19 protein-coding genes are annotated in these 20,466 nt (G+C 67.5%); 7 read left to right on the top strand and 12 right to left on the bottom strand.

Annotated features, from left to right (window positions below):
- The first annotated feature begins 10 nt into the window (after positions 1 to 10).
- Positions 11 to 1,039, top strand: coding sequence for an amidohydrolase family protein (locus H6844_14415; GenBank protein MCB9930594.1), 1,029 nt, complete (start codon positions 11 to 13; stop codon positions 1,037 to 1,039).
- Positions 1,040 to 1,080: 41 nt separating this feature from the next.
- Here H6844_14415 and H6844_14410 read toward each other — a convergent pair whose 3' ends face one another.
- From H6844_14410 to H6844_14400, 3 genes are read right to left on the bottom strand one after another with little or no spacing between them, the layout of a single operon-like run.
- The gene (locus H6844_14410; GenBank protein MCB9930593.1) at positions 1,081 to 1,482 is read right to left on the bottom strand and encodes a SirB2 family protein; all 402 of its coding nucleotides are present in this window, start codon (positions 1,480 to 1,482) and stop codon (positions 1,081 to 1,083) included.
- Positions 1,483 to 1,537: 55 nt separating this feature from the next.
- On the bottom strand, positions 1,538 to 3,817 hold the full coding sequence (locus H6844_14405) for a nitric-oxide reductase large subunit (protein MCB9930592.1): 2,280 nt from the start codon (positions 3,815 to 3,817) through the stop codon (positions 1,538 to 1,540).
- Between the two features lie 32 nt (positions 3,818 to 3,849).
- A complete protein-coding gene (locus H6844_14400; GenBank protein ID MCB9930591.1) occupies positions 3,850 to 4,308 on the bottom strand; it encodes a hypothetical protein in 459 nt (152 codons plus the stop codon).
- 164 nt (positions 4,309 to 4,472) lie between these two features.
- Here H6844_14400 and H6844_14395 point away from each other — a divergent pair, with 164 nt between their 5' ends.
- Positions 4,473 to 4,898: an Rrf2 family transcriptional regulator gene (locus H6844_14395; GenBank protein MCB9930590.1), complete on the top strand. Its 426-nt coding sequence runs from the start codon at positions 4,473 to 4,475 to the stop codon at positions 4,896 to 4,898.
- 159 nt (positions 4,899 to 5,057) lie between these two features.
- On the opposite strand, the gene H6844_14390 is transcribed toward H6844_14395, so the two are convergent.
- Positions 5,058 to 6,251, bottom strand: coding sequence for a CoA transferase (locus H6844_14390; protein MCB9930589.1), 1,194 nt, complete (start codon positions 6,249 to 6,251; stop codon positions 5,058 to 5,060).
- Positions 6,252 to 6,525: 274 nt separating this feature from the next.
- Between H6844_14390 and H6844_14385 the strand changes: the two genes are divergently transcribed.
- The 4 genes from H6844_14385 (at position 6,526) to H6844_14370 (ending at position 10,671) form a co-directional block, all read left to right on the top strand.
- The gene (locus tag H6844_14385; protein ID MCB9930588.1) at positions 6,526 to 8,574 is read left to right on the top strand and encodes an elongation factor G; all 2,049 of its coding nucleotides are present in this window, start codon (positions 6,526 to 6,528) and stop codon (positions 8,572 to 8,574) included.
- Positions 8,574 to 9,356: a hypothetical protein gene (locus H6844_14380; GenBank protein MCB9930587.1), complete on the top strand. Its 783-nt coding sequence runs from the start codon at positions 8,574 to 8,576 to the stop codon at positions 9,354 to 9,356. The genes H6844_14385 and H6844_14380 overlap by 1 nt, the downstream gene beginning before the upstream one ends.
- 106 nt (positions 9,357 to 9,462) lie before the next feature.
- Positions 9,463 to 10,206, top strand: a complete 744-nt coding sequence (locus tag H6844_14375; GenBank protein MCB9930586.1) for an SDR family oxidoreductase — start codon at positions 9,463 to 9,465, stop codon at positions 10,204 to 10,206.
- A 42-nt stretch (positions 10,207 to 10,248) separates the two neighbouring features.
- On the top strand, positions 10,249 to 10,671 hold the full coding sequence (locus H6844_14370; GenBank protein ID MCB9930585.1) for a two pore domain potassium channel family protein: 423 nt from the start codon (positions 10,249 to 10,251) through the stop codon (positions 10,669 to 10,671).
- Positions 10,672 to 10,796: 125 nt separating this feature from the next.
- Here the strand turns inward: H6844_14370 and H6844_14365 are convergent, their stop codons facing one another.
- Positions 10,797 to 12,236, bottom strand: coding sequence for an L-lactate permease (locus H6844_14365; protein MCB9930584.1), 1,440 nt, complete (start codon positions 12,234 to 12,236; stop codon positions 10,797 to 10,799).
- A gap of 137 nt (positions 12,237 to 12,373) precedes the next feature.
- On the opposite strand from H6844_14365, the gene H6844_14360 reads away from it, so the two are divergent.
- Complete coding sequence (locus H6844_14360; protein ID MCB9930583.1) at positions 12,374 to 12,901, top strand: histidine phosphatase family protein; 528 nt, start codon at positions 12,374 to 12,376, stop codon at positions 12,899 to 12,901.
- An 18-nt stretch (positions 12,902 to 12,919) separates the two neighbouring features.
- On the opposite strand, the gene H6844_14355 is transcribed toward H6844_14360, so the two are convergent.
- The 7 genes from H6844_14355 to H6844_14325 form a co-directional block, all read right to left on the bottom strand.
- A complete protein-coding gene (locus tag H6844_14355; protein MCB9930582.1) occupies positions 12,920 to 13,261 on the bottom strand; it encodes a TraR/DksA C4-type zinc finger protein in 342 nt (113 codons plus the stop codon).
- A 9-nt stretch (positions 13,262 to 13,270) separates the two neighbouring features.
- Entirely contained in the window at positions 13,271 to 14,824 is a 1,554-nt protein-coding gene (locus H6844_14350; protein MCB9930581.1) for an AAA family ATPase, read from the bottom strand.
- Between the two features lie 31 nt (positions 14,825 to 14,855).
- Positions 14,856 to 15,698, bottom strand: coding sequence for a polysaccharide deacetylase family protein (locus H6844_14345; protein ID MCB9930580.1), 843 nt, complete (start codon positions 15,696 to 15,698; stop codon positions 14,856 to 14,858).
- Positions 15,699 to 15,708: 10 nt separating this feature from the next.
- The gene (locus H6844_14340) at positions 15,709 to 16,740 is read right to left on the bottom strand and encodes an NAD-dependent epimerase (protein ID MCB9930579.1); all 1,032 of its coding nucleotides are present in this window, start codon (positions 16,738 to 16,740) and stop codon (positions 15,709 to 15,711) included.
- A gap of 13 nt (positions 16,741 to 16,753) precedes the next feature.
- The gene (locus H6844_14335; GenBank protein ID MCB9930578.1) at positions 16,754 to 18,034 is read right to left on the bottom strand and encodes a nucleotide sugar dehydrogenase; all 1,281 of its coding nucleotides are present in this window, start codon (positions 18,032 to 18,034) and stop codon (positions 16,754 to 16,756) included.
- 30 nt (positions 18,035 to 18,064) lie between these two features.
- Positions 18,065 to 19,237, bottom strand: coding sequence for a glycosyltransferase family 4 protein (locus H6844_14330; protein ID MCB9930577.1), 1,173 nt, complete (start codon positions 19,235 to 19,237; stop codon positions 18,065 to 18,067).
- 204 nt (positions 19,238 to 19,441) lie between these two features.
- On the bottom strand, positions 19,442 to 20,329 hold the full coding sequence (locus tag H6844_14325) for an alpha/beta hydrolase (GenBank protein ID MCB9930576.1): 888 nt from the start codon (positions 20,327 to 20,329) through the stop codon (positions 19,442 to 19,444).
- Positions 20,330 to 20,466: the final 137 nt, after the last annotated feature.

Raw genomic sequence — 20,466 nt, 5'->3', positions numbered from 1 at the left:
CACGCCCGCCATGCGCCCCTCCGAGAACGCCGCCTGGCTCGACCTCACCCAAGAGGAGACGCTGGAGCCGGACCTGCCGATCATCGACCCGCACCATCATCTGTGGGATGCGCGCGGCGGCCATTACGTGCAAAAGCGCTATCTGCTGGACGAGATGCTGGCGGACGTCTCCAGCGGCCACACCATCGTCTCCACCGTCTTCATCGAATGCGGCGCCATGTTCCGGGCGGACGGGCCGGAGCACATGCGCTGCGTCGGCGAGACCGAGTTCGTGAACGGCATCGCCGCCATGTGTGCCTCCGGCGCCTATGGCAAGACGCGGATCGCGGCGGGGATTGTCGGCACGGCGCCGCTCCGCCAGGGCGACAAGCCCTCGGGCGAGGCGCTGGACGCGCAGATCGCCGCCGGCAATGGCCGCTTCCGCGGTATCCGCGTCGGCGCGACCTGGGACGCCTCGCCGGCGGTGGAGAACCATCGCACCAACCCGCCGCAAGGCATGTATGGCGACGCCACCTTCCGTGCCGGCTTCCGGCATCTGGCGCCGCGCGGTCTGACCTTCGAGGCCTGGTGCTATCACACCCAGATCCCGGAACTGACGGACCTGGCCAAGGCCTTTCCCGACACCACCATCATCCTGGACCATTTCGGCGGCCCCATCGGCGTCGGCCCCTATGCTGGCCGGGAAGAGGAGGTGTTCGCGGCCTGGCGCGCCAACATCGACAAGCTGGCCGAATGCCCGAACGTGATGGCAAAGCTGGGCGGGCTGGTCATGCCGGTGAATGGCTTTGCCTGGCAGGATCGCCCCAAGCCGCCGTCCTCGCAGGAGCTGATGGAGCGGACCCGGCGCTATTACGAACACACGATCGGAATTTTCGGGGTCGAGCGCTGCATGTTCGAAAGCAATTTCCCGGTCGACAAGGTGGCGTGCAGCTACAACGTGCTCTGGAACTCGTTCAAGCGGCTGACGGCCAACTATTCCGCGGCGGAAAAGGCGGCGCTCTATCACGACACCGCGGCGCGGGTGTATCGGCTGGGGTGAGGCTGCGCGTTACAGGCCCCCAGATCTACAGGCCCCCAAATCTACAGGCCCCAGACCGCCCACCAGCCCAGCATGTCGTGCGCCCGCGCGATGCCATAGGCGAGACCGTAGGCGATCATCGCGACGGCCAGCATCAGCGCCAGCCAGCGGCGGCGGCGTTGCGCCAGGAACGCGGCATAGCCCGCCGCGAAATAGATCGCCACGAACGCCAGCTTGGCGGTGAGCCAGTGGTTGGCGAACATCTCGGCCGGCAGCATGGTGAGCAGCATGGCGGCTGCGGTCAGGACCGTGCCATCGATGGCCAGGCTGACCGTCCAGGCCGCGGCCCCGCGCGCCCAGCGCATCCCCGCCAACAACACCAACCCTCGCAACAGCATCCATAGGCCGCTGAGCGAGATGGCGGCGACATGGAGCGCGTGGACCTGGGGATAGAACTCGATCATGGGGTTCGATGATGGGCGCGGCCGGGCGGAAGCAACTCCGCCCGGCCGTTGCGCCTTACTCCGCCGGCTGTCGGGCGGAGGGCGCCGACCGGTCCGCCACGCGCTTCGGCCGCAGCCATTGCAGCGCCACGAACGCGGCCAGCAGCAGCGCGCCGGCCGCGAAGATCAGATCGCCCGGCATGCGCATCCACACCAGCAGGTGAATCATCGGCTGGTTCATGAAGTCGGCCGAGCGGGCATAGGCGTAGCTGTGCTCCAGAACCGCCTGCAATTGCAGCACACCTAGCGGCAACAGGGTCAGCAACGCCATCAGCGCCAGACCGATATTGAAGCACCAGAAGCTGCCGCGCAACCAACCGTGGTTCCAGGCGACGTCGTCGCGCAGGCCGCGCAGGCAGAACAGCATCAGCCCGATGCCGAGCAGGCCATAGACCCCGAACAACGCGGTGTGCCCGTGCAGCGCCGTCAGATTCAGGCCCTGCATGTAATAGAGCGCGATCGGCGTGTTGATGAGGAAGCCGAACAGGCCGGCGCCGACCAGGTTCCAGAAGCTGACGCCCAGGAAGAACATGATCGGCCACTTGTAGCGCTGCATCCAGGAAGTGGCGCGGCTGTGCTGCCAGGTTTCCATGGCTTCCAGGCCGATCAGCGCCAGCGGCACCACCTCCAGGGCGGAGAAGCTCGCGCCGATGGCCACCCCGGCCATGGTCGTGCCGACGAAATAGAGGTGGTGGAACATGCCGAGAATGCCGCCGGACAGGAACACGACGGTGGCGAACAACACGTTGACGGTCGCGGTGCGGCCGCGCACCAGCCCCAGCTTCACGAACAGGAAGCTGATGACCGCGACCGCGAACACCTCGAAAAAGCCTTCGACCCACAGATGCACCACCCACCAGCGCCAGTACTCGACCTCGGACAAATGGCTTTTCGAGCCATACATCAGGCCGGCGCCATAGAAGAGGCCGATGGCAATGGTCGACAGGAACAGCAACACGACGATGGAGGACATGTCGTCCTTGCGCCGGATTGCCGGCCACAGCGCCCGACCGACCAGCAGCAGCCAGACGATCAACCCGACGAACAGGAAGGCCTGCCAGAACCGGCCGATATCGACGTATTCCCAACCCTGATGGCCGAACCAGAAATTGGTTTCGAGCCCCATTTTCTGCATCACCGCGAACCATTGCCCGGCAAACGCGCCGACCACGATGACCAGCAGGCAGACAAACAGGAAGTTCACGCCCGCCCGCTGGAATTTCGGCTCGTGGCCGGAAATGGCCGGTGCGATATAGAGGCCGGTGCCGAGCCAGGCGGTGGCGATCCACAACACGGCAAGCTGGGTGTGCCAGCTGCGGGTCAGGCTGTAGGGCAGGATTTGCGACAGGTCGATGCCGTAGAGATCCTGTCCTTCCACCTGATAGTGCGCGGTGGTCGCGCCCAGCGCGATCTGCACCAGCATGAGCGCGATGACGACCCAAAAATATTTGGCACTGGCCTTCATCGACGGCGTGAGTGTCAGGCCCTGAAGCGGGTCGCGCGCCGGCGGGGCCAGAGGTTCTTCCTTGCCATGCCAGGCGGCATAGTGCCAGCCGAGCAAGGCTATGCCGGCGATCATGAACAGGATCGAGAACACCGACCACATAAAGGTACCGGACGTCGGCTCATTGCCGACCAGTGGCTCCGACGGCCAGTTGTTGGTATAGCTGACGGTGTCTCCGGGCCGATCCGCGGCGGTGGCCCAGGCGCTCCAGAAGAAGAATGCGTTCAGTTTTGCCCGGCTTTCCGGCTCCGGCAGCGTGTCCTCCTTCATCGCATAGGCGATCCGCAGGTCATGCGTGGCCGGATCGGCGGAAAACAGGCTGTCGTAATGGCGCGACACCACGGCGATGGCGGCCGCCCGCTCATCCGGGATGGTGAGGACGCCGGTGGCGGCGTCATACCCGTTGGCACGCAGCGCCGGCTCCATGCGCGCCTGCAAGGCGGTCCGTTCGTGCGGTTCGAGTGCCTTGTAGTCAGCGGCGCCCTCGGCCCGTGCGGCCGCATCCAGCCGGGCTTCCGCCTCGCGGTGCAGCCAGTCGGCGGACCAGTCCGGCGCCACCAACGCGCCATGGCCCCAGACGCTGCCCAGTTGCTGCCCGCCCATTGATTGCCAGACCTGCTGGCCCGTCTCGATGTCGGCGCGGGTGAACACGGTCCGGCCGGATGCGCTGACCACCCGTTCGGGCATGGGCGGCGCGGTTCGCATCAGGTCGGAGCCGAGCCAAAGCATCACGGCAAAGCTGGCCACGACGAGTGTCGTGAGGCCGATCCACAAGCGTGTGGTGGTGGACATGGTATGCCCCTTCATCCGAGGTTGGACATTCGCTAGAGCCCATGGCTGCCGGCCGCGGCTCCGAACACGGTGATCAGGCTGAGGGCCAGCAGCACCCGGTGCAGGACGACCATGCGTCGGAAATCCCGCGCCGGGGCCGGCGACCGTGCCAGCCGGCGGTGCAAGAACAACGGCTCGACCACGAACAGCATCACGCAGAAGATCGCCCATACGACGACCATGGCTGTCATCCACCACGCGTCGGGGTCGGCAAACCGGCTCCACAGATCGGCGCGCCAAGCCATCCAGAAGCCGCTGACCCCGGCCAGCAACACCCAGATCCGGGCCTGGGGGGCAAAGCGGCGCTCAAGCCGGTGAAATGCGTCGAGCCGCGACGCCTCCGGCAGCGACGCCGCCGAGGGCAGCAGCGACAGCGTGACGAAGCCGACGCCGCCGATCCACATCAAGACAGCCAGCACGTGCAAGCCGTGCGCAATGGGGAAATCGTTCATGTCGCGTCGCCTGATGGCGGCTGGCGAAAGAACGAAACCTGCATCCGTCGATCCACCTTGCTCTAAATCATGTATATTTAATACATGTATTATGAATTTGACGCGAAGGCAAGCGGGATGTTCTCTCCCGCTGACTCTGGAGAGACAGAAAGGGACAGGGCCATATGCGCCTAACGCGCTTTACGGATTATGCTTTTCGCGTGCTGTTTCACGTCGCGGTGAATCCGGGCCGCACCGTGCCGATCCCTGAGATCGCGGGCTGCTACGGCATTTCGCAGCACCATCTGGTTAAGGTGGTGCACGACCTGGTCAACGGGGGGTATCTGGCCAGCACCCGCGGGCGCAGCGGCGGCGTTTCGCTGGCGCGGCCGGCCGATCAGATCGGCCTGGGCGACGTCGTGCGCCACACCGAACCGGATTTGCGTCTGATCGATTGCATTGGCTGCCTGATCGCGCCTGTTTGCGGCTTGCCGCGGCCGATGCAGGAAGCCATTACCGCCTTCGTCGCCACGCTGGACCGCTACACGCTGGCCGATATCGTGGCGGAGAGCGATGGCCTGGCACGGTTCCTGGCCCGCCCGGCGGTTTGAATCGACCCGCAATGTTTCCCGGCCGCCGCGGAGCGGTGGGCCGGGATCGGTGTCCTCCTTCGAACACCGCAGTCGTCCGTGTTCGCATGCTGACACCGGCCCCGGATCGGCGCTCCGCACCGTCCGGGGAACAGGGCTCGCCGATTGCGGCGTCGGATGTCAGATCACCCCGGCCTCCCGCAACGCGGCGATGTCCGTATCGGACTTGCCCATCTCCCGCAGAATGTCCGCGGTCTGCTGGCCGAGGTCCGGTGTGGCGATGCGGATGTCTTTCTCGTAGCCGGAAATGTTGTTCGGCTGCGCCACCACCCGCACCTCGCCCAAGTCCGGGTGCTGCATCGGCCGGGCCATGCGCAGGTGTTGCACCTGGGGATCGGCAAAGGTCTTGTCGATGGTGTTGACCGGGCCGCAGGGCACGCCCGCATCGTTCAGCGTCTCGATCCAATAGTCGGTGGTCTGGGTTTTGGTGGTCTCGGCGATCAGCGCGTTCAGTTCGTGGCGGTTGCGCGAGCGCTCGTCGCGACCGCGGAAGCGCTCGTCGCTCATCAGCCCTTCCAGGCCGGACGCGTTGCAGAACCGCTCCCACAGGCTCTGGCCCGAGGCGGCGATATTCACCTGGCCGTCCTTGGTCGGGAACAGGCCGGTGGGAATGCCGGTCGGGTGGTCGTTGCCCGCCTGCTTCGCCACTTCGCCGGCGATGAGCCAGCGCGCCGCCTGGAAGTCCAGCATGGCAATCTGCGCTTCCAGCAGCGAGGTGGTGACCCAGCGTCCGACCCCCGTCACCTCCCGGTCGAGCAGGGCGATCAGCACGCCCTGGGCGAGGAAGCCGCCCGCCGTCAGGTCGGCGATGGGAATGCCGACCCGCACCGGCCCCTGGCCCGGCAGGCCGGTAATGGACATGAGCCCGCCCATGCCCTGGGCGATCTGGTCGACGCCGGGGCGGGGGCCGTAGGGGCCATCCTGGCCGAAGCCGGAAATCGAGCCATAGACGATGCGCGGGTTGATCTTGCGCACGGACTCATAGTCGATGCCGAGCCGGAATTTCACCTGCGAGCGCATATTCTCCAGGATGACGTCGGCGTCCTTCACCAACTCCATGAAGATCGCCATGCCGGCCTCGCTTTTCAGGTCGAGCGTCATGGCGCGCTTGTTGCGGTGCAGGTTCTGGAAATCGAAGCCATGGCGCGCGCCCGCGGCCGCATCGTCATTGCCGGTGCCGACCGGCTGCTCGATGCGGATCACCTGGGCGCCCCAGTCGGCCAGGTGGCGCACGGCGGTGGGTCCGGCGCGGGCGCGGGTGATGTCCAGAACCTTGAAGCGGGAGAGCGGCAGGCGGGCCTGGGCGTCGGTCATGGCGGCGGTTTCCTCGGTGTCGCGTGGAGCGTTTCGGCAGACCGCGAGCGTATTGCGCGCGTCCCGGACTGGCAATTGCCTATGGCAAGGGGATTGCCGATGCCTATGGCACGGGAATGCGGGCGTCGTATCCGCGCCGGCTCCGGCGGGTGCATGACTTTTTCGTTGCACACCCGCGCCGGCCTGTCGCAGCATGGAGCAACGGCGCGGTCCAGCGCCTCGATGGTCAGGCTTGGAAACGCGCCGGTAACACCGGAACCGGGAGTTCGCGCCTATGCCAGACACCATTGCCACCGGAGCCGACAACGGCATCAGACCGCCACGCTGCGCCGTGCTTGTCGGCCCCTATCTCTCCGGCAAGACGTCCCTGATGGAGAGCATGCTGCACATCGCCGGCGCGGTGGGCCGCAAGGGCTCCGTGAAAGAGGGGAACACGGTCGGCGATGCCAGCGCGGAAGCCCGCGCTCGCTCCATGAGCACCGAGGTCAACGTTGCCGAATTCGACTATCTGGGCGACCGCTGGACCGTGCTGGATTGCCCCGGTTCCATCGAACTGGCACAGGAGGCCAAGGCCGCCTGCATGGCCGCCGATATCGCCGTCGTCGTCTGCGAGCCCCAGCCCGAGCGGGCGCTCACCATCGCGCCGCTGCTGCATTTTCTCGACGAACACTCCATCCCGCACATGCTGTTCATCAACAAGATGGACACGACGCAAATGCGCGTGCGCGACGTGATGGAGGCCTACCAGGCCGTGTCCGCGCGTCCGCTGGTGCTGCGCCAGGTGCCGATCCGCGACGGCGAACACGTCACCGGCTATGTCGACCTGATCAGCGAGCGGGCCTATCGCTACCAGGAGGGCGAGCCCTCGGAACTGATCACCATTCCGGACGAATTCCTCGACCGCAAGGAGGAGTCGCGCCAGGAAATGCTGGAGGCTCTGGCGGACTATGACGACGCCCTGCTGGAACAACTCCTGGAAGACCGGGTTCCGGCCAAGGAGGACATTTACGGCTATCTCCAGACCGATGTAGGCCAGGATCTGGTCGTCCCGGTACTGATCGGCGCCGGCGAGCGGGATCATGGCGTGCGTCGGCTGCTGAAGGCGCTGCGCCACGACACGCCCAGCCCCGCCCTGACCGCGGAGCGGTTCGGCTGCGATCCGTCCGGACCCGCGGCGGTGCAGGTGTTCAAGACCTTGCACGCGGGCCATGCGGGCAAGCTTTCGCTCGGCCGCGTGCTCACCGGCACGGTCAAGGAGGGCGACAGCCTCGGCGGCGAGAAGCTGGGCACGCTGCTATCCGTGCAGGGGGAGAAGACGGCCAAGCGCGCCGTGGCCGAGACCGGCCAGGTTGTCGCCATCGGCCGGGTCGAGAGCCTGGCCGCCGGCGAGTTGCTGCTGGCCGATGGCGGCCGGAGCAGGATCGACGACTGGCCGGAGCCGCCGCCCTCCACCTATTCCGTGTCCGTCCATGCCGAAAACCGCCAGGACGAGGTCAAGCTCTCCGGGGCCTTGCAGAAGCTGCGCGACGACGACCCCTCGTTGCAGGTGGATCAGGACCCGGAACTGCACCAGCTCGTACTGCGCGGCCAGGGCGAGCAGCACGTGGCCATCGCGCTCGACCGGCTGAAGAACCGCTTCGGTGTTGCGGTTCAGACCGACCCGGTCGCCACGCCCTACCGCGAGACCATCCAGGGCGGAACCAGCCATCATGCCCGCTTCAAGCGCCAGTCCGGCGGCCACGGCCAGTTCGGCGACGTGCAGATCACGGTCGAGCCGCTGGGGCGCGGCGATGGGGAAGTGTTCGAGGAGTCCGTGGTCGGCGGCGCGGTGCCGCGCCAGTACATCCCGGCGGTGGAAAGCGGCATGCGCGAGGCGATCCAGCGTGGCCCGCTCGGCTTCCCGGTGGTCGACCTGAAGGTCACGCTCACCGACGGCAAGCACCATTCGGTCGACAGTTCCGAGCAGGCGTTCAAGACCGCCGGCCGCATGGCGGTGCAGGAGGCCCTGGCCAACTGCAAGCCGGTGCTGCTGGAGCCGATTGCGCATGTGACGGTCTACACGCCCGACAGCGCGACTGCGGCGGTTCAACGCCTCTTGTCGGGCAGACGCGGGCAGATTTTGGGGTATGATGCCCGCGAAGGCTGGTCCGGCTGGGATCAGGTCGAAGCGCACATGCCCCAGGCGGAAATCCGCGACATGATCGTCGAACTGCGTTCGCTCACCATGGGCGTCGGCAGTTTCGAATGGCGCTTCCACCATTTGCAGGAACTCTCCGGCCGGCTGGCAGATGACATCGTAAAAGCCCGGCAGGAGAACGCCTGATGACGCCAAACCAGATCCGCGACGCCGCCCAGTTCCTGATGAACGCCAACGCCGCCCGCCGGCGCGAGGCCGACCTTCCGGACGCCCTCAAACCCAAGACCGAGGCGGAAGCGGCCGCGATCTGGTCGGCCATCTTTGCGGTCAACGACAAGCCCGTGGTCGGCTGGAAGATCGGCGCGACCGCGGCGGCGGCGCAACAGGCGATGGGGCTTTCCGCCCCCTTCGTCGGTTTCATCACCGCCGACATGGTCGACCAGAACGGCGTGACCTACAAACACGCCGACATGCTGGGGCCGATCGTGGAAAGCGAATACGCCTTCCGCATGGCCGCCGACCTGCCGCCTCGCAAGGAGCCGTATTCCCGGGCCGAAGTGGAGGCCGCGGTCGGCGCGCTGATCGTCGGCTTCGAGATCCCGGAGCGGCGTCTGGCGGACGGCCACAGCCTGGGCGCGCTGGGCTCGGTCTCCGATCATGGCGGCACCGGCCGCTTCGTGATCGGCCACGAATTCCCCGACTGGAAGGGGAAGGACTGCGCCGAGACCGAGGTGGTGCTGACCTTCTCCGGCGAGGAAAAGGGCCGGGGCAAGGGCTCTGCCATGATGGGGCACCCGCTGGAGGCGCTGACCTGGTTTGCGAACTTCCTCTCCGCCAGGGGTGTGACCCTGGAGAAAGGGCAGTTCGTGACCACGGGCTCGGCCACCGGCGTCATTCCGTGTCCGACGCCCTGCGTGGCGGAGGCGGACTTCGGCCCGCTCGGCAAGGTGACGGCCACCTTCGCCTGATCCGGCAACCGGGCCGGTCGGGCCGGTCTTTTTCGCGCGATAAGTGCGGTGCGGGTGGCGTTTTCTGCTATGGTGAACGCCATCCCTCCAAAAGGCCGGCTCCGACATGCCCGAAAATCGTCAACGAACCCTGCTTTTGACCGGTGCCAGCCGCGGCATCGGGCACGCCACCGTGAAGCGCTTCAGCGCCGCCGGCTGGCGCGTGCTGACCGTCTCCCGCATGGCCTTCAGCGAGGATTGCCCGTGGGAGGGCGGAGCGGACAATCATATCCAGCTCGACCTGTCCAACCTCGAAAATCTGCCCGGCGCGATTGCCGACATTCGCAACCGTCTGGGCGACGGCATGCTGGATGCCATGGTCAACAACGCCGCGATCTCTCCCAAGGCCGAGGGCGGTGCCCGCATGGGCATCATGGCGACCGACCGGGCGGTCTGGGAGCAGGTGTTCAACGTGAACTTCTTCTCCACGGCGCTGCTGGTGCGGGGTCTGATCGGCGAGCTGGCCAAGGCCAGGGGCGCGGTCATCAACGTCACCTCCATCGCGGGCATGCGCGTGCATCCGTTCGCGGGCGCGGCTTATGCGACGTCGAAGGCGGCCCTGGCCGCACTCACCCGCGAGATGGCGTGGGAGTTCGGGCCGCTCGGCGTGCGCGTCAACGCGATTGCGCCCGGCGAGATCGACACGTCCATCCTGTCGCCGGGCACCGAGGAGATCGTGGAAAAGGAAATTCCGCTGAAACGTCTCGGCAAGCCGGAGGAAGTGGCGGCGACGATCTATTTCCTATGCACGGCACCGGCCTCCTATGTGAATGGGGCGGAGGTGCACATCAACGGCGGCCAGCACGTCTGACGCGGTGGGGCCGTCATACCGCCGAAACCTTTGGGGAAAATCGTGCTGAAGCAGTTGCTGATCGGGGCGGCGGCGATGGCGGCGACCGTCGGCATCCAGGCGATCTTTATGACGTTTGCGCTCAACTGGGCGAAGGCGTCAACCCAGCGCGCCGGTTGGCGACCGACACGGTCGTTGGCCGTCACGGCCGTTATTCTGTGGTTCTTCGTGTCGATTTGCATCCAATGTTGGGGCTGGGCGTGGTTGTTGCTGTATCTGGGCGCCCTGAACGATCTGGAAACCGCCCTCTATTTCACGATCGTCACCTATGCGACGCTCGGCTATGGCGACGTCGTGCTGACGCCGGACTGGCGTCTGTTGGGGGCGGTCGCGGCACTGAATGGGACGATCATCGTCGGCTGGACCACGGCGATGGTGATTGCCGTCGTGCAACTCGAATACAGCAGTGACGAGCCCCAATCCTAGTGTGATTTCGGTACTGGTAACCCCACTCTCCCGCCCCATCTCCCACGGAAGCGGGGACAGGGGAGATGGGCTGGTGAGCCAGCGGGAAAAGACTCCGCTCTAGCCGGGGGGATGCGCCGGCCCGGTCAAAGCTGGATCCAACCACTGGCAATGACCATTGCCAGCCAGACCGCCGCCAGTTGCAGGCCGCGTCGCAGCGCCTCGCGCTCGTCGGCGGCGGAGCGGTTCGGCAGCGCGGCGACCAGAATGGCGGCAATGGGCAGGGAGGCCATGGCGATGTGGCCGGCGGCGCTGTGCTGCAACGCCGCGAACAGCGACACCAGGCCGAAGCTCTGCCCGGTCGCCGCCGCGCTGGGCATGAACAGGGCGGCGGACGGGATCGCGCTTCCCGTCACATAGGCGCCGACACCGCCGAGAGCGGCGACCAGGGCCACGGCGGTGTGCTCGCCCGCCTGCGCCAGCAGCGCCGAGAGGGCGCCGATGCCGCCGGTCTCGACCAGCAGGCGCGCCATGGACAGGAAAATCGCGATGGTGAGCAGGGCCCGCCATGTCCGGGTGGCGACGAGGCGAACCAGGGGCGCATCCGGCCGGCGAATGCGGCGGTGCCAGACGACGAGCCCGATACAGGCCGCCGCGACCAGGGCGATGCCGGGGGAGGTCAGCACCGCATAGCCGACCCGTCCGGTGCCGGCCACCGGGGCGAACCCGGCCGCCGCCAGCACCGGCACCAGCAGTTTCTGCGCCACGACGCCGGCGATCAAAATGCCCAGCAGCGCGAGCGATGGGGCGGCAACCGCGCGAGCGACGCGGCGTCGGTCCGGCGCAATCAGCCCTGCCAGCGCCAGCACGGCCAGCCCGCCACCGACACCCGCAACTTCGACGCCAATGGCATAGCTGGTGGCCGCGAGGCCGGCGACCAGCGCCAACCCGGCGGCCATCGCGAAGCCGACCGCGCGAGCGTCGGGCCGCGGCGTGAACAGCAGGCAGGCCAGCGGCAGGACGGCGGCAATCGGGCCGCTGGTGGTGAGGGCGCGCTCGGCCAGCACCTCCACCGGCAACCCCGCCAGCTTGGCTCCCAGCAATGCCGAGACGGAGAGCGCGCCCCAGGGCATCAGGCTCATGCCGATCAGCCCCAGCGCGATGGTCGGGCCGCGCTCGAACCGCGCCAGCAGCAAGGGTACCGACACCAGCAACGAGACCCCGAAGCCCGTCAGCGATTCGAGCATGATGCCGACGCCGGTGACGATGACGATGGCGGCCCGCGGCGCGTCCAGTTCCATGGCCTCGATCACCCGTCCAACGGCGTCGAGCGAGCCGGCCCGCCGGCAGATTTCCACGAACAGCAGGCCCGGCACGATGACCGACCCGACCAGCGTGGTGAGCAGCAGGCCGTCCTCCACCGCGTGCGGCAGCGCCAGCGCGCTCCAGGGGGCGAACACGCCCGCGACCCAGAGGGCCAGGGCCGCCGCCAGCGCCAGCAGGGCCGCGACCAGGCCGCTGGTTCGCAACAGCAACACCGCGACGACCACGACCGCGCACGGCAGGAGAGAGAGCAAAGCGAGCATGCGGCAGAGGAAGCTTTCAACGGCGCCGGGGCGAATGCCCCGCGTGGGAGCGGGTAGGGCAGGCACCATAGCGACACGGCAATGTTCCGGCTATATGATGCGGGCTCGCGTGGTGACCGGAAATGGAGCGGGCTTTCTTGGATCAGGACCGACCGCAAACCCATCGGGGACCGAAGCCGCGGCGCCGAACCCTGCTGCTCTGGCGTCATGCAAAGTCCGACTGGGACGACGCGGCTCTATCCGATTTCGAACGACCTCTGGCAGCGCGAGGCAGGCAGGCAGCGCCGGCGATGGCCCGGTGGATCGCCGCGGAGTGGCCGCCGGATCGGGTGCTCTGCTCGCCCGCCCGCCGCACGGTCCAGACCTGGGAGGCCTTGGCGCCCCTGCTGCCGGCGACGCTGCCGGTATGTTTCGATGCGCGGGCCTATCTGGCCGATGCGGCGAGCCTGCGGGCGCTGGTTGCCGCGACACCGGCGGAAACGGCCACCCTGCTGCTGATCGCCCACAATCCCGGCCTGGAGCAACTGGCGGCGGGTCTGGCCGAGCCGGTCGGCCGGAAGTTTCCGACCGCGGCCGTGGCCGTGCTGCAATTCAAGGGCGACTGGCAGGACCTAGCCGCCAGCGCCGCCAGGCTCGTGGCCTTCCGCCGGCCGAAGGATCTCTGACGGTCGTCGGATCTCTGACTATCGCTCGGCGCAGGCGATGCAGAGCGGTGTGGCCGGGTCGGCGCGCAGGCGCCCTTCGGCGATCTCGTCGCCGCAGCGCAGGCAAAGGCCATAGCTGTCGTCATCGAAGCGTTTGAGCGCGGCGGTGATCCGTTGCAATTCCTGGCCGCGGCGGGCGTCCTGGGCCTTGGCCATTTCCTGGCCCTGCAACGCATCCATGCGGCTGAGCCGTCCCATGCGCGTCTGGTCCAGTTCGACCGGCGCGCGATCCGCCTCGGTCGACCGGCTGAGATCGGTGAGGGCCGCCCGACGCGCCTCCAGGGCGGCGCGCATTTCGGCGAAAAAGGCATCGTCCATCATGGGAAGAGCCTAGCAGATGCGCCGTGCCTGCTCCAACACCGCCGCCGGGCCGTCGTGGGCAGGGATACGGTGCCACGTTATCGCGCCAAGATCATAGGCCGACTGGGCTTTGGCCACCGGCCCGCCGGCGTCGGAGGCATCGGCGGCGCGGGTCTCGACCCGCTCGACCCGTGTGGCCTCCGGCGCGTCCAGCCAGAGGCCGGTGAAGGGTACGCCCAGCCGCGCCGCCAGCGCCCGGGCCGCGAACCGCTCGCCCGGCCGGGCGAACACCGCGTCCAGCACGACGCTGTGGCCCGCCGCGAGTGCGGCCTCCGCCGCCGCGATCAGGCGGCGATAGGTTTCGGCGGATGCCTCCGGCGTGTATGCCTCTGTCGGCAGTCGCTCCAGCGGCCCTAGCCCGGCCCAGGCCTTGCGCAACACGTCGGAGCGGAGCCAGCGGGCGCCGGGGGCAGGGCCGAAATCCGGCGCCAGCGCGCCCGCCAGGGTCGACTTGCCGCTGCCCGACAGTCCGCCGACCGCCACCAGCCGCGGCCCGACCGGATGCAGATAGCCGAGGGCCTGCCCCAGATGGGACACGGCCGCATGGCGCATTTGCGCCGCCCCTTCGTCGCCGTCCTGCACATTGGCCATGTGGGCGCCGATCTCGGCCTTGATCCCGGCCCTGAGCGCCAGGAACAGGGGCAGTTGCACCAGCCCGGATTCGTCCGGCCAACCGGCCGCGACCCGCCGGTCCAGATAGGTGTTGAGCGCCAAATTGGCGAGGGGCCGCTCGCCGCGCGCCTCCAGGTCCATCAGCAGGAAGGCCAGGTCGTAGAGCACGTCGATGCGCGCGAAATCCGGGTTGAACTCGATGGCGTCGAACAGCGTCGGCCTGCCGTCGAACAGGCAGATATTGCGCAGGTGCAGGTCGCCATGGCAGTGCCGCTCCAGCCCGGCCTTGGCGCGGGCGAGGATGGTGCGGCGGGCGGCGGCATGGCGGCTCGCCATTAGTGCGGCGAAGGTCTCCACCCTGGCGGCGTCCAGCACGTCCAGGTTTCGGCGCATCTCCCGCACCACCCCGGCAATGGCGTCGCCGACGCGACCTGCGGGGTCGGCACGGAAAAAGGGTTCGGCATCGCGGTGGAACGCCTCGACCGTCTCGGCGACAGAGACGATGTCGGCCCGGCTGAGGGCGCCCGCATCGGCGCGTTCGTCCAGCGTCGCCTCGAACCGGCGCATGACCAGGGCGTAGTCGATAGCCCCCGCCGGCGTCGCGCCGATCCGGCCCAGGCGGATCCCGGCGGCGGTCTCGACCAGCGGCAGCACGCCCAGATAGAGGCCCGGCGCGGTGCGGCGGTTGACGCGCAATTCCTCGGTCAGTGCCGCGTGGCGCTTTTCCAGGGTCGAGAAATCCATGAAGGGAAAGCGCACCGCGCGCTTGATCTTGTAAACCCGGTCGCCGGCAATGAAGACCATGGCGCCATGGGTATCGATCCGCCGGGGCTTCACGCCGCCATGGGTCGCCGGGTCGCTCATGACGGCGGCGACGGCGGACTGGTCCTGGACGACGAAGGCTTCGCTCATGGCCTAAAACTGCCCTCCGGCCGGCGCCGGATCAAGCGGAGGCTTCGGCACCGCCGCCATAGGGGCAGCCCTCGATCTTGGCGCGGAACGCGGTCTCGCTAAAGCCGTAGTTCACGCCGAAGCGCTTGATGTCGAACGGATCGATGGCGCCGGCATTCGTTCCGCCATAGGCGGCATAGCAGGCACTGTAGCCCAGCCGCCGCGCCAGGTCCCGCCGCTCCGGCGTGATGTCCGCGCGCTTGCCGAAGCAATAGGCGTAGGCGACGTCCGGCACACCGATCTCCCGGCGCACCCGCTCTAGCGCCTCGCGCAATTCCTGCTCGGCCGTGGTCGCGTCGACACGGGCGATGTTGACGTGGTTGACGGTGTGGGCGCCGATCTCGTGGCCGTCCGCGTGCAGTTCGCGGATCTGGTCCCAGCTCATATTCGGCAGGCCGCGCACATTCTTGTCGATATCGTGCTGGAACTCGCGGTCGGTGTCGACAATGCCGGTGGAGACGAAGAATGTCGCCGGCACGCCGTGCTTGTTCAGGATCGGCCGGGCGTTCGCATAGTTGTCCAGATAGCCGTCGTCGAAGGTCACGGCGACGATGGGCCGGTTGCCGCTGCGGTCCACCTCGCCGCGCACGATCTGGTCTGCGCGCACCACCTGGTAATGGCGCTTGATCAGCGTCATCTGCCGGTCGAATTGCTCCAGGCCCAGGGTGACATTGTCCTTCAGCCGGTCGTCGACCCGGTGATAGCAGAGAATGCTGATGCGCTGCGATCCGGCCGCCGCCAGCCTGCGGGTTTCCGCCGGTGCCTGAAACCGGGTGTAGGTGGCATAGATCGCGCGCTTGGCGATCTCGCGCGGGGTGAGGGGTAGGCCGGCCATCGAAGCGCCCCTAGACCGCGTAATACCAGCGGTACCAGTCGATGAAGCGGCCGACGCCGTCCTCGATGCTGGTCGACGGTTTGAAGCCCGCATCGGCGATCAGCGGGTCGACATTGGCATAGGTGGTCGGCACGTCGCCCGGCTGCATCGGCAGCATGATCTTTTCGGCCGTCCTGCCCAGCTTTTCCTCGATCACCCGGATCAGATGCATCAGTTCGACCGGGTTGTTGTTGCCGATATTCTGCACGCGGTAGGGGGCGGACGAGGTGCCGGGGTGCGGGGCGTCGCCGGACCAGTTCGGGTCAGGCCGGGCCGGGCGGTCGGTGATGCGCGTCACGCCCTCGACAATGTCGTCGACATAGGTGAAGTCGCGCTGCATCCGGCCGTGGTTGAACACCTTGATCGGCTCGCCCGCCAGAATGGCGCGGGTGAACAGGAACATGGCCATGTCCGGCCGGCCCCAGGGGCCGTAGACCGTGAAGAACCGCAGGCCGGTGGTGGGGATGCCGAACAGGTGGCTGTAGGTGTGCGCCATCAGCTCGTTCGACTTCTTCGACGCCGCATAAAGGCTGATCGGGTGGTCCACCGTGTCACCGACCGAGAAGGGCAGGCGGGTGTTCAGGCCATAGACGCTGGAGGACGAGGCATAGACCAGATGGTCGATTTCGTGCTTGCGCGCCTGCTCCAGAATGTTGGTGAAGCCGACAATGTTGCTGTCGATATAGGCTTGCGGGTTTTCCAGGCTGTAGCGCACGCCCGCCTGCGCCGCCAGGTTGACCACCACCCGCGGCTTGTGCCGGTCGAACACGGCGGCGAGCGCCTCCTTGTCCTCCAGCTTCACCCGGTGGTTGACGAAGCCCTTGTGGTTGCCGAGCCGGTTGAGCCGCGCTTCCTTCAGCTTCGGGTCGTAATAGTCGTTGACGCAGTCGACGCCCACCACCCGGCGGCCTTCCTGCAACAACCGCTCGGCCAGGTGGAAGCCGATAAAGCCGGCGGTGCCGGTGACGAGGTGGACGCCGTCGCTCGGGGTCGCTTCCAGCATGCTTGCGCTTCTCCTAAAGGCTCCAATAGGCCATGCCGTCGGGAACATCCTCTGCGCGCAGCAGGGATTTGACGTCGACGACCACGCCGCCGGGTTTGACCATGCCGGTCAGGTCGGCCACGGGCCGGTCGCGATAGGCCCTGTGCGCCACGGCGATCACCAGCCCGTCCAGGTCGCGGAACGCCTCCAGCGGCGCCAGCGACAGGCCGAATTCGTGGTGGGCTTCTTCGGCATCGGCCATCGGGTCATGCACCAGCACCTCCACGTGGAAATCCCGCAATTCGGCGACGATGCCGGGCACTTTCGAGTTGCGCAGGTCGGGCACGTTTTCCTTGAAGGTCAGGCCCAGAATGCCGACGCGGGCGTCCTTGACGCCGTTGCCCTGGCCGGCCAGCAGTTTCACCATGCGCTGACCCACATAGGTGGCCATGCTGTCGTTGATGCGCCGGCCCGCCAGGATCACCTCCGGATGATAGCCGACCGCCTGCGCCTTGGCCGTCAGGTAGTAGGGGTCGACGCCGATGCAATGTCCGCCCACCAGGCCCGGCGTGAAGGGCAGGAAATTCCACTTGGTGCCGGCCGCCGCCAGCACGTCCCGCGTCGGGATGGCGAGCCGATCGAAGATCAGGGCCAGCTCGTTCATCAGGGCGATGTTGAGGTCGCGCTGGGTGTTCTCGATCACCTTCGCCGCCTCCGCCACCCTGATCGAGGCGGCGCGATGCACCCCGGCCTCGATGACGGTGCCATAGGCGGTGGCGACCCGCTCCAGCGTCGCCGCGTCGTCGCCGGAGACGACCTTGGTGATTTTCTCGATCGTGTGCAGCTTGTCGCCGGGGTTGATCCGCTCCGGCGAGTAGCCGAGATGAAAGTCCTTGCCAACCTCCAGCCCGGACACCTCCGCCAGGATCGGGCCGCACACTTCCTCGGTGACGCCGGGATAGACGGTCGATTCGTAGACCACCACGTCGCCCGGCTTCAGGGCGGCGGCCACGGTGCGGCTCGCGCCCTGCACCGCCCGCAGATCCGGCTGGTTGTTGGCGTCGATGGGCGTGGGCACGGCGACGATGAAGAAGGTCGCGTCCCGCAGGTCCGCCGGGTCGGCGCTGAAGGTCAGGGCGGATTGCTCCAGCACTTCCGGCTCGCACTCGCCGGTCCAGTCATCCCCCTGTTGCAGGGCCGCCACCCTGCTGCGGTCGATGTCGAAGCCGATCGTGCCGGGGAAGCTGCGGGCAAAGGCCAGTGCCACGGGCAGGCCCACATACCCCAAGCCGATCACTGCGATACGCTCAGGCATCATTCGTCCTTATCCTCTGCCCCCCGGAGCCTATTGCGCCGCGGCTGCAACCTCTTCGTACAACGCAACCTGCCGCGCAATCGTGTCGTCCCAGGAATAGCGCTGGGCATAAGCCCGCACCGCGGCCGGGTCGGGCCGATCCGCCAGCAGATCCCGCAGACCCGAGGCAATGGCCGTGGCCGAGCGATCCGCCACGATCCGGCCGGCCACGGGCTCGGTCACGATCTCGGGAATGCCGCCGACATTCGTTGCCACCACGGGCGTGCCGCAAGCCATAGCCTCCAACAGCACGTTCGGCCAGCCCTCCCGTTCGGAGGCCAGGACCAGGGCATCCGCGGCGCTGTAGAGCGCCTTCAACTCTTCCTGCGGCATGGTGCCGACCAGATGGACGCGGTCGGCAAGGCCCAGTTCGGCCGCCAGTGCCGCCAGCGCGCCGTGTTCCGGCCCCTTGCCGGCGATCAGCAGGTGGATGCCGGGCAGATCGGTCAGCGCGCGGATGACCAGATCATGGCCTTTCGCCGAAATCAGATTGCCGACCGAGACGATGACGGTGGCGGCATCGCCGGCCCGCAACCGCCACGCGGAGCCGTCGACCGGTTGGAACACCTGGTCGTCGACACCGTTGCGCAGCACCGCGATTCGTTCGGCCGGCACCCCCAGCGCCTTGGCCCGTTCGCCGAGCGCGGCGGAGACGGTGATGAGGCGGTCGATATCCGGCAGCACCTTGCGGATTTGCTCGGCCGGGCCGGGGAGGGTGGCGATCAGGTTCACGTCCGTCCCCCGGCACGAGACCACCACCGGCTTGCCCAACTCCCGGCCCAGCCGCGCCGCCGCGACGCCGTCGGGATAGAGGTAGTGGCAGTCGATCACATCGAAATCCCAGCCGCTGCGTTGCAGGCGCTCCACTTCCGCCAGGGCCGCGCGAAAATAGGCGGCGGGCTGCCAGGTCGGTCGGCGCGGAATGGTCAGAAAGCGCGGGTGGGTGATGGCGATGCCGTGTCGTTCCTCGGTCCGCGGAACGGCGGCAAAGCGGGCATATTCGCCGAACATCTTCCAGTGGAGCGGAAACCACGGCACCGGTGCCACAACCTTGGCGGACACGCGCCCCGTCGCCAGGATGCGGCGCAGGCGGTTCTCCACGAACATCGCATGCGTTGGCATGGCCGCGTTGGGGTACAGCGTGGTCAGGGTCAGCAGACGCATTGTGCGGTTTCGGCTCTCTGGCGCGGTTCGATCCGACCATACATTTATAGCCACCGGAGCCTTTATGCGAGGTTTCTCAGTGCATCGCCAGTGCGCCCGACCAGTCCATTTGTCGCGTGGTACCGTATCCTTGCGGTTGTTTCGGGGAAGGCCGGCCGCGCGACAAAGGGTGCGCCGACCGGAAGGAGGTCGAGCGGGGAGGCCTCAGGTGCTTCCGGCCGCCGCGATATAGCCTGCGATCCGTTTCGGATCCTGCATCGGCAGGAAGTGGGTGAATTCCGGCAGGTGGATATCCTCGGCCTTTCGGAACAGCTCCCACAACCGCTCCCAGGTGGGAGAGCCGGAATAATCGGTGTTGCCGAGGCGGGGCAATTCCCGTCGCTTGGCGCGCAGGATGGTGACCGGGGCTTCGATCTCCTTCAGGCGCGGATGCAGATAGGCCCGCCAACTGTTCATATAGACCGAGGCCTCGACCAGCGGCGGGCAGGCGAGGACAAAGCCGTCGCCGGAGGGCGCCGGCAGCACGCCATAGCGGCAATAATCCTCCAGCACCGCGGCCTGCCAGAGCGAATAGGGTTTTCGGTCCTTCAGCCGGTCATGGAGCGCCTGCCAGTCGGCCCATGCGTTGCGGCGACGCGAGGCCGGATGGTCTTCCGGTCCCTTCATGCCCGGATAGCGGTCGGTGCCGTAAAACTCGGGCGAGTTCATGGTCGGGTCGATCAGCACCAGGCGGCGGAAGGCGCGCGGCCGCTCCAGCGCCGCATAACAGACCGCCCAGCCGCCCATGGAGTGACCGGACGCGAGCACGCCCTCCAGCGCCAGATGATCCGCCAGTTCCACCAGATCCTGGCCATAATACTCCCACCGGTCGAACGGTCCGTCCTTGGAGGATCGCCCGTGCCCGCGCAGGTCCACCGCCAGCACGCGCCAGTCTGCCGGCAATTCGCGCACCAGCCGGTCCCAGACGCGGGCGTGGAAGCCGGTGGCGTGGGCCAGCAACAGTGTCGGGGCACCGTCCGTGCCCTCCCACTCGAAATAGGCGAGGGTTGCGGCGCTTCCCTGGAAGCGGCGTTCGATTGGGTCGGAGCGCATGAGGCAGGTCGGACGAGTGCGGGAGGGGGTTGCCCGAAAGGATGCGCCACGCCGTTGCCGCAAGCAAGGCCGCTTGGCAGGGAGGCGGCTCCTCGTGATAGAGTCGCGGCCAGGTCGTATGCACGCGACAGTCACCA

This window comes from Alphaproteobacteria bacterium (assembly GCA_020638555.1).
Lineage (GTDB): Bacteria > Pseudomonadota > Alphaproteobacteria > Bin95 > Bin95 > JACKII01.
The sequence above is the reverse complement of the archived record's forward strand: the minus strand, read 5'-3'. Positions and strand labels throughout refer to the sequence as shown.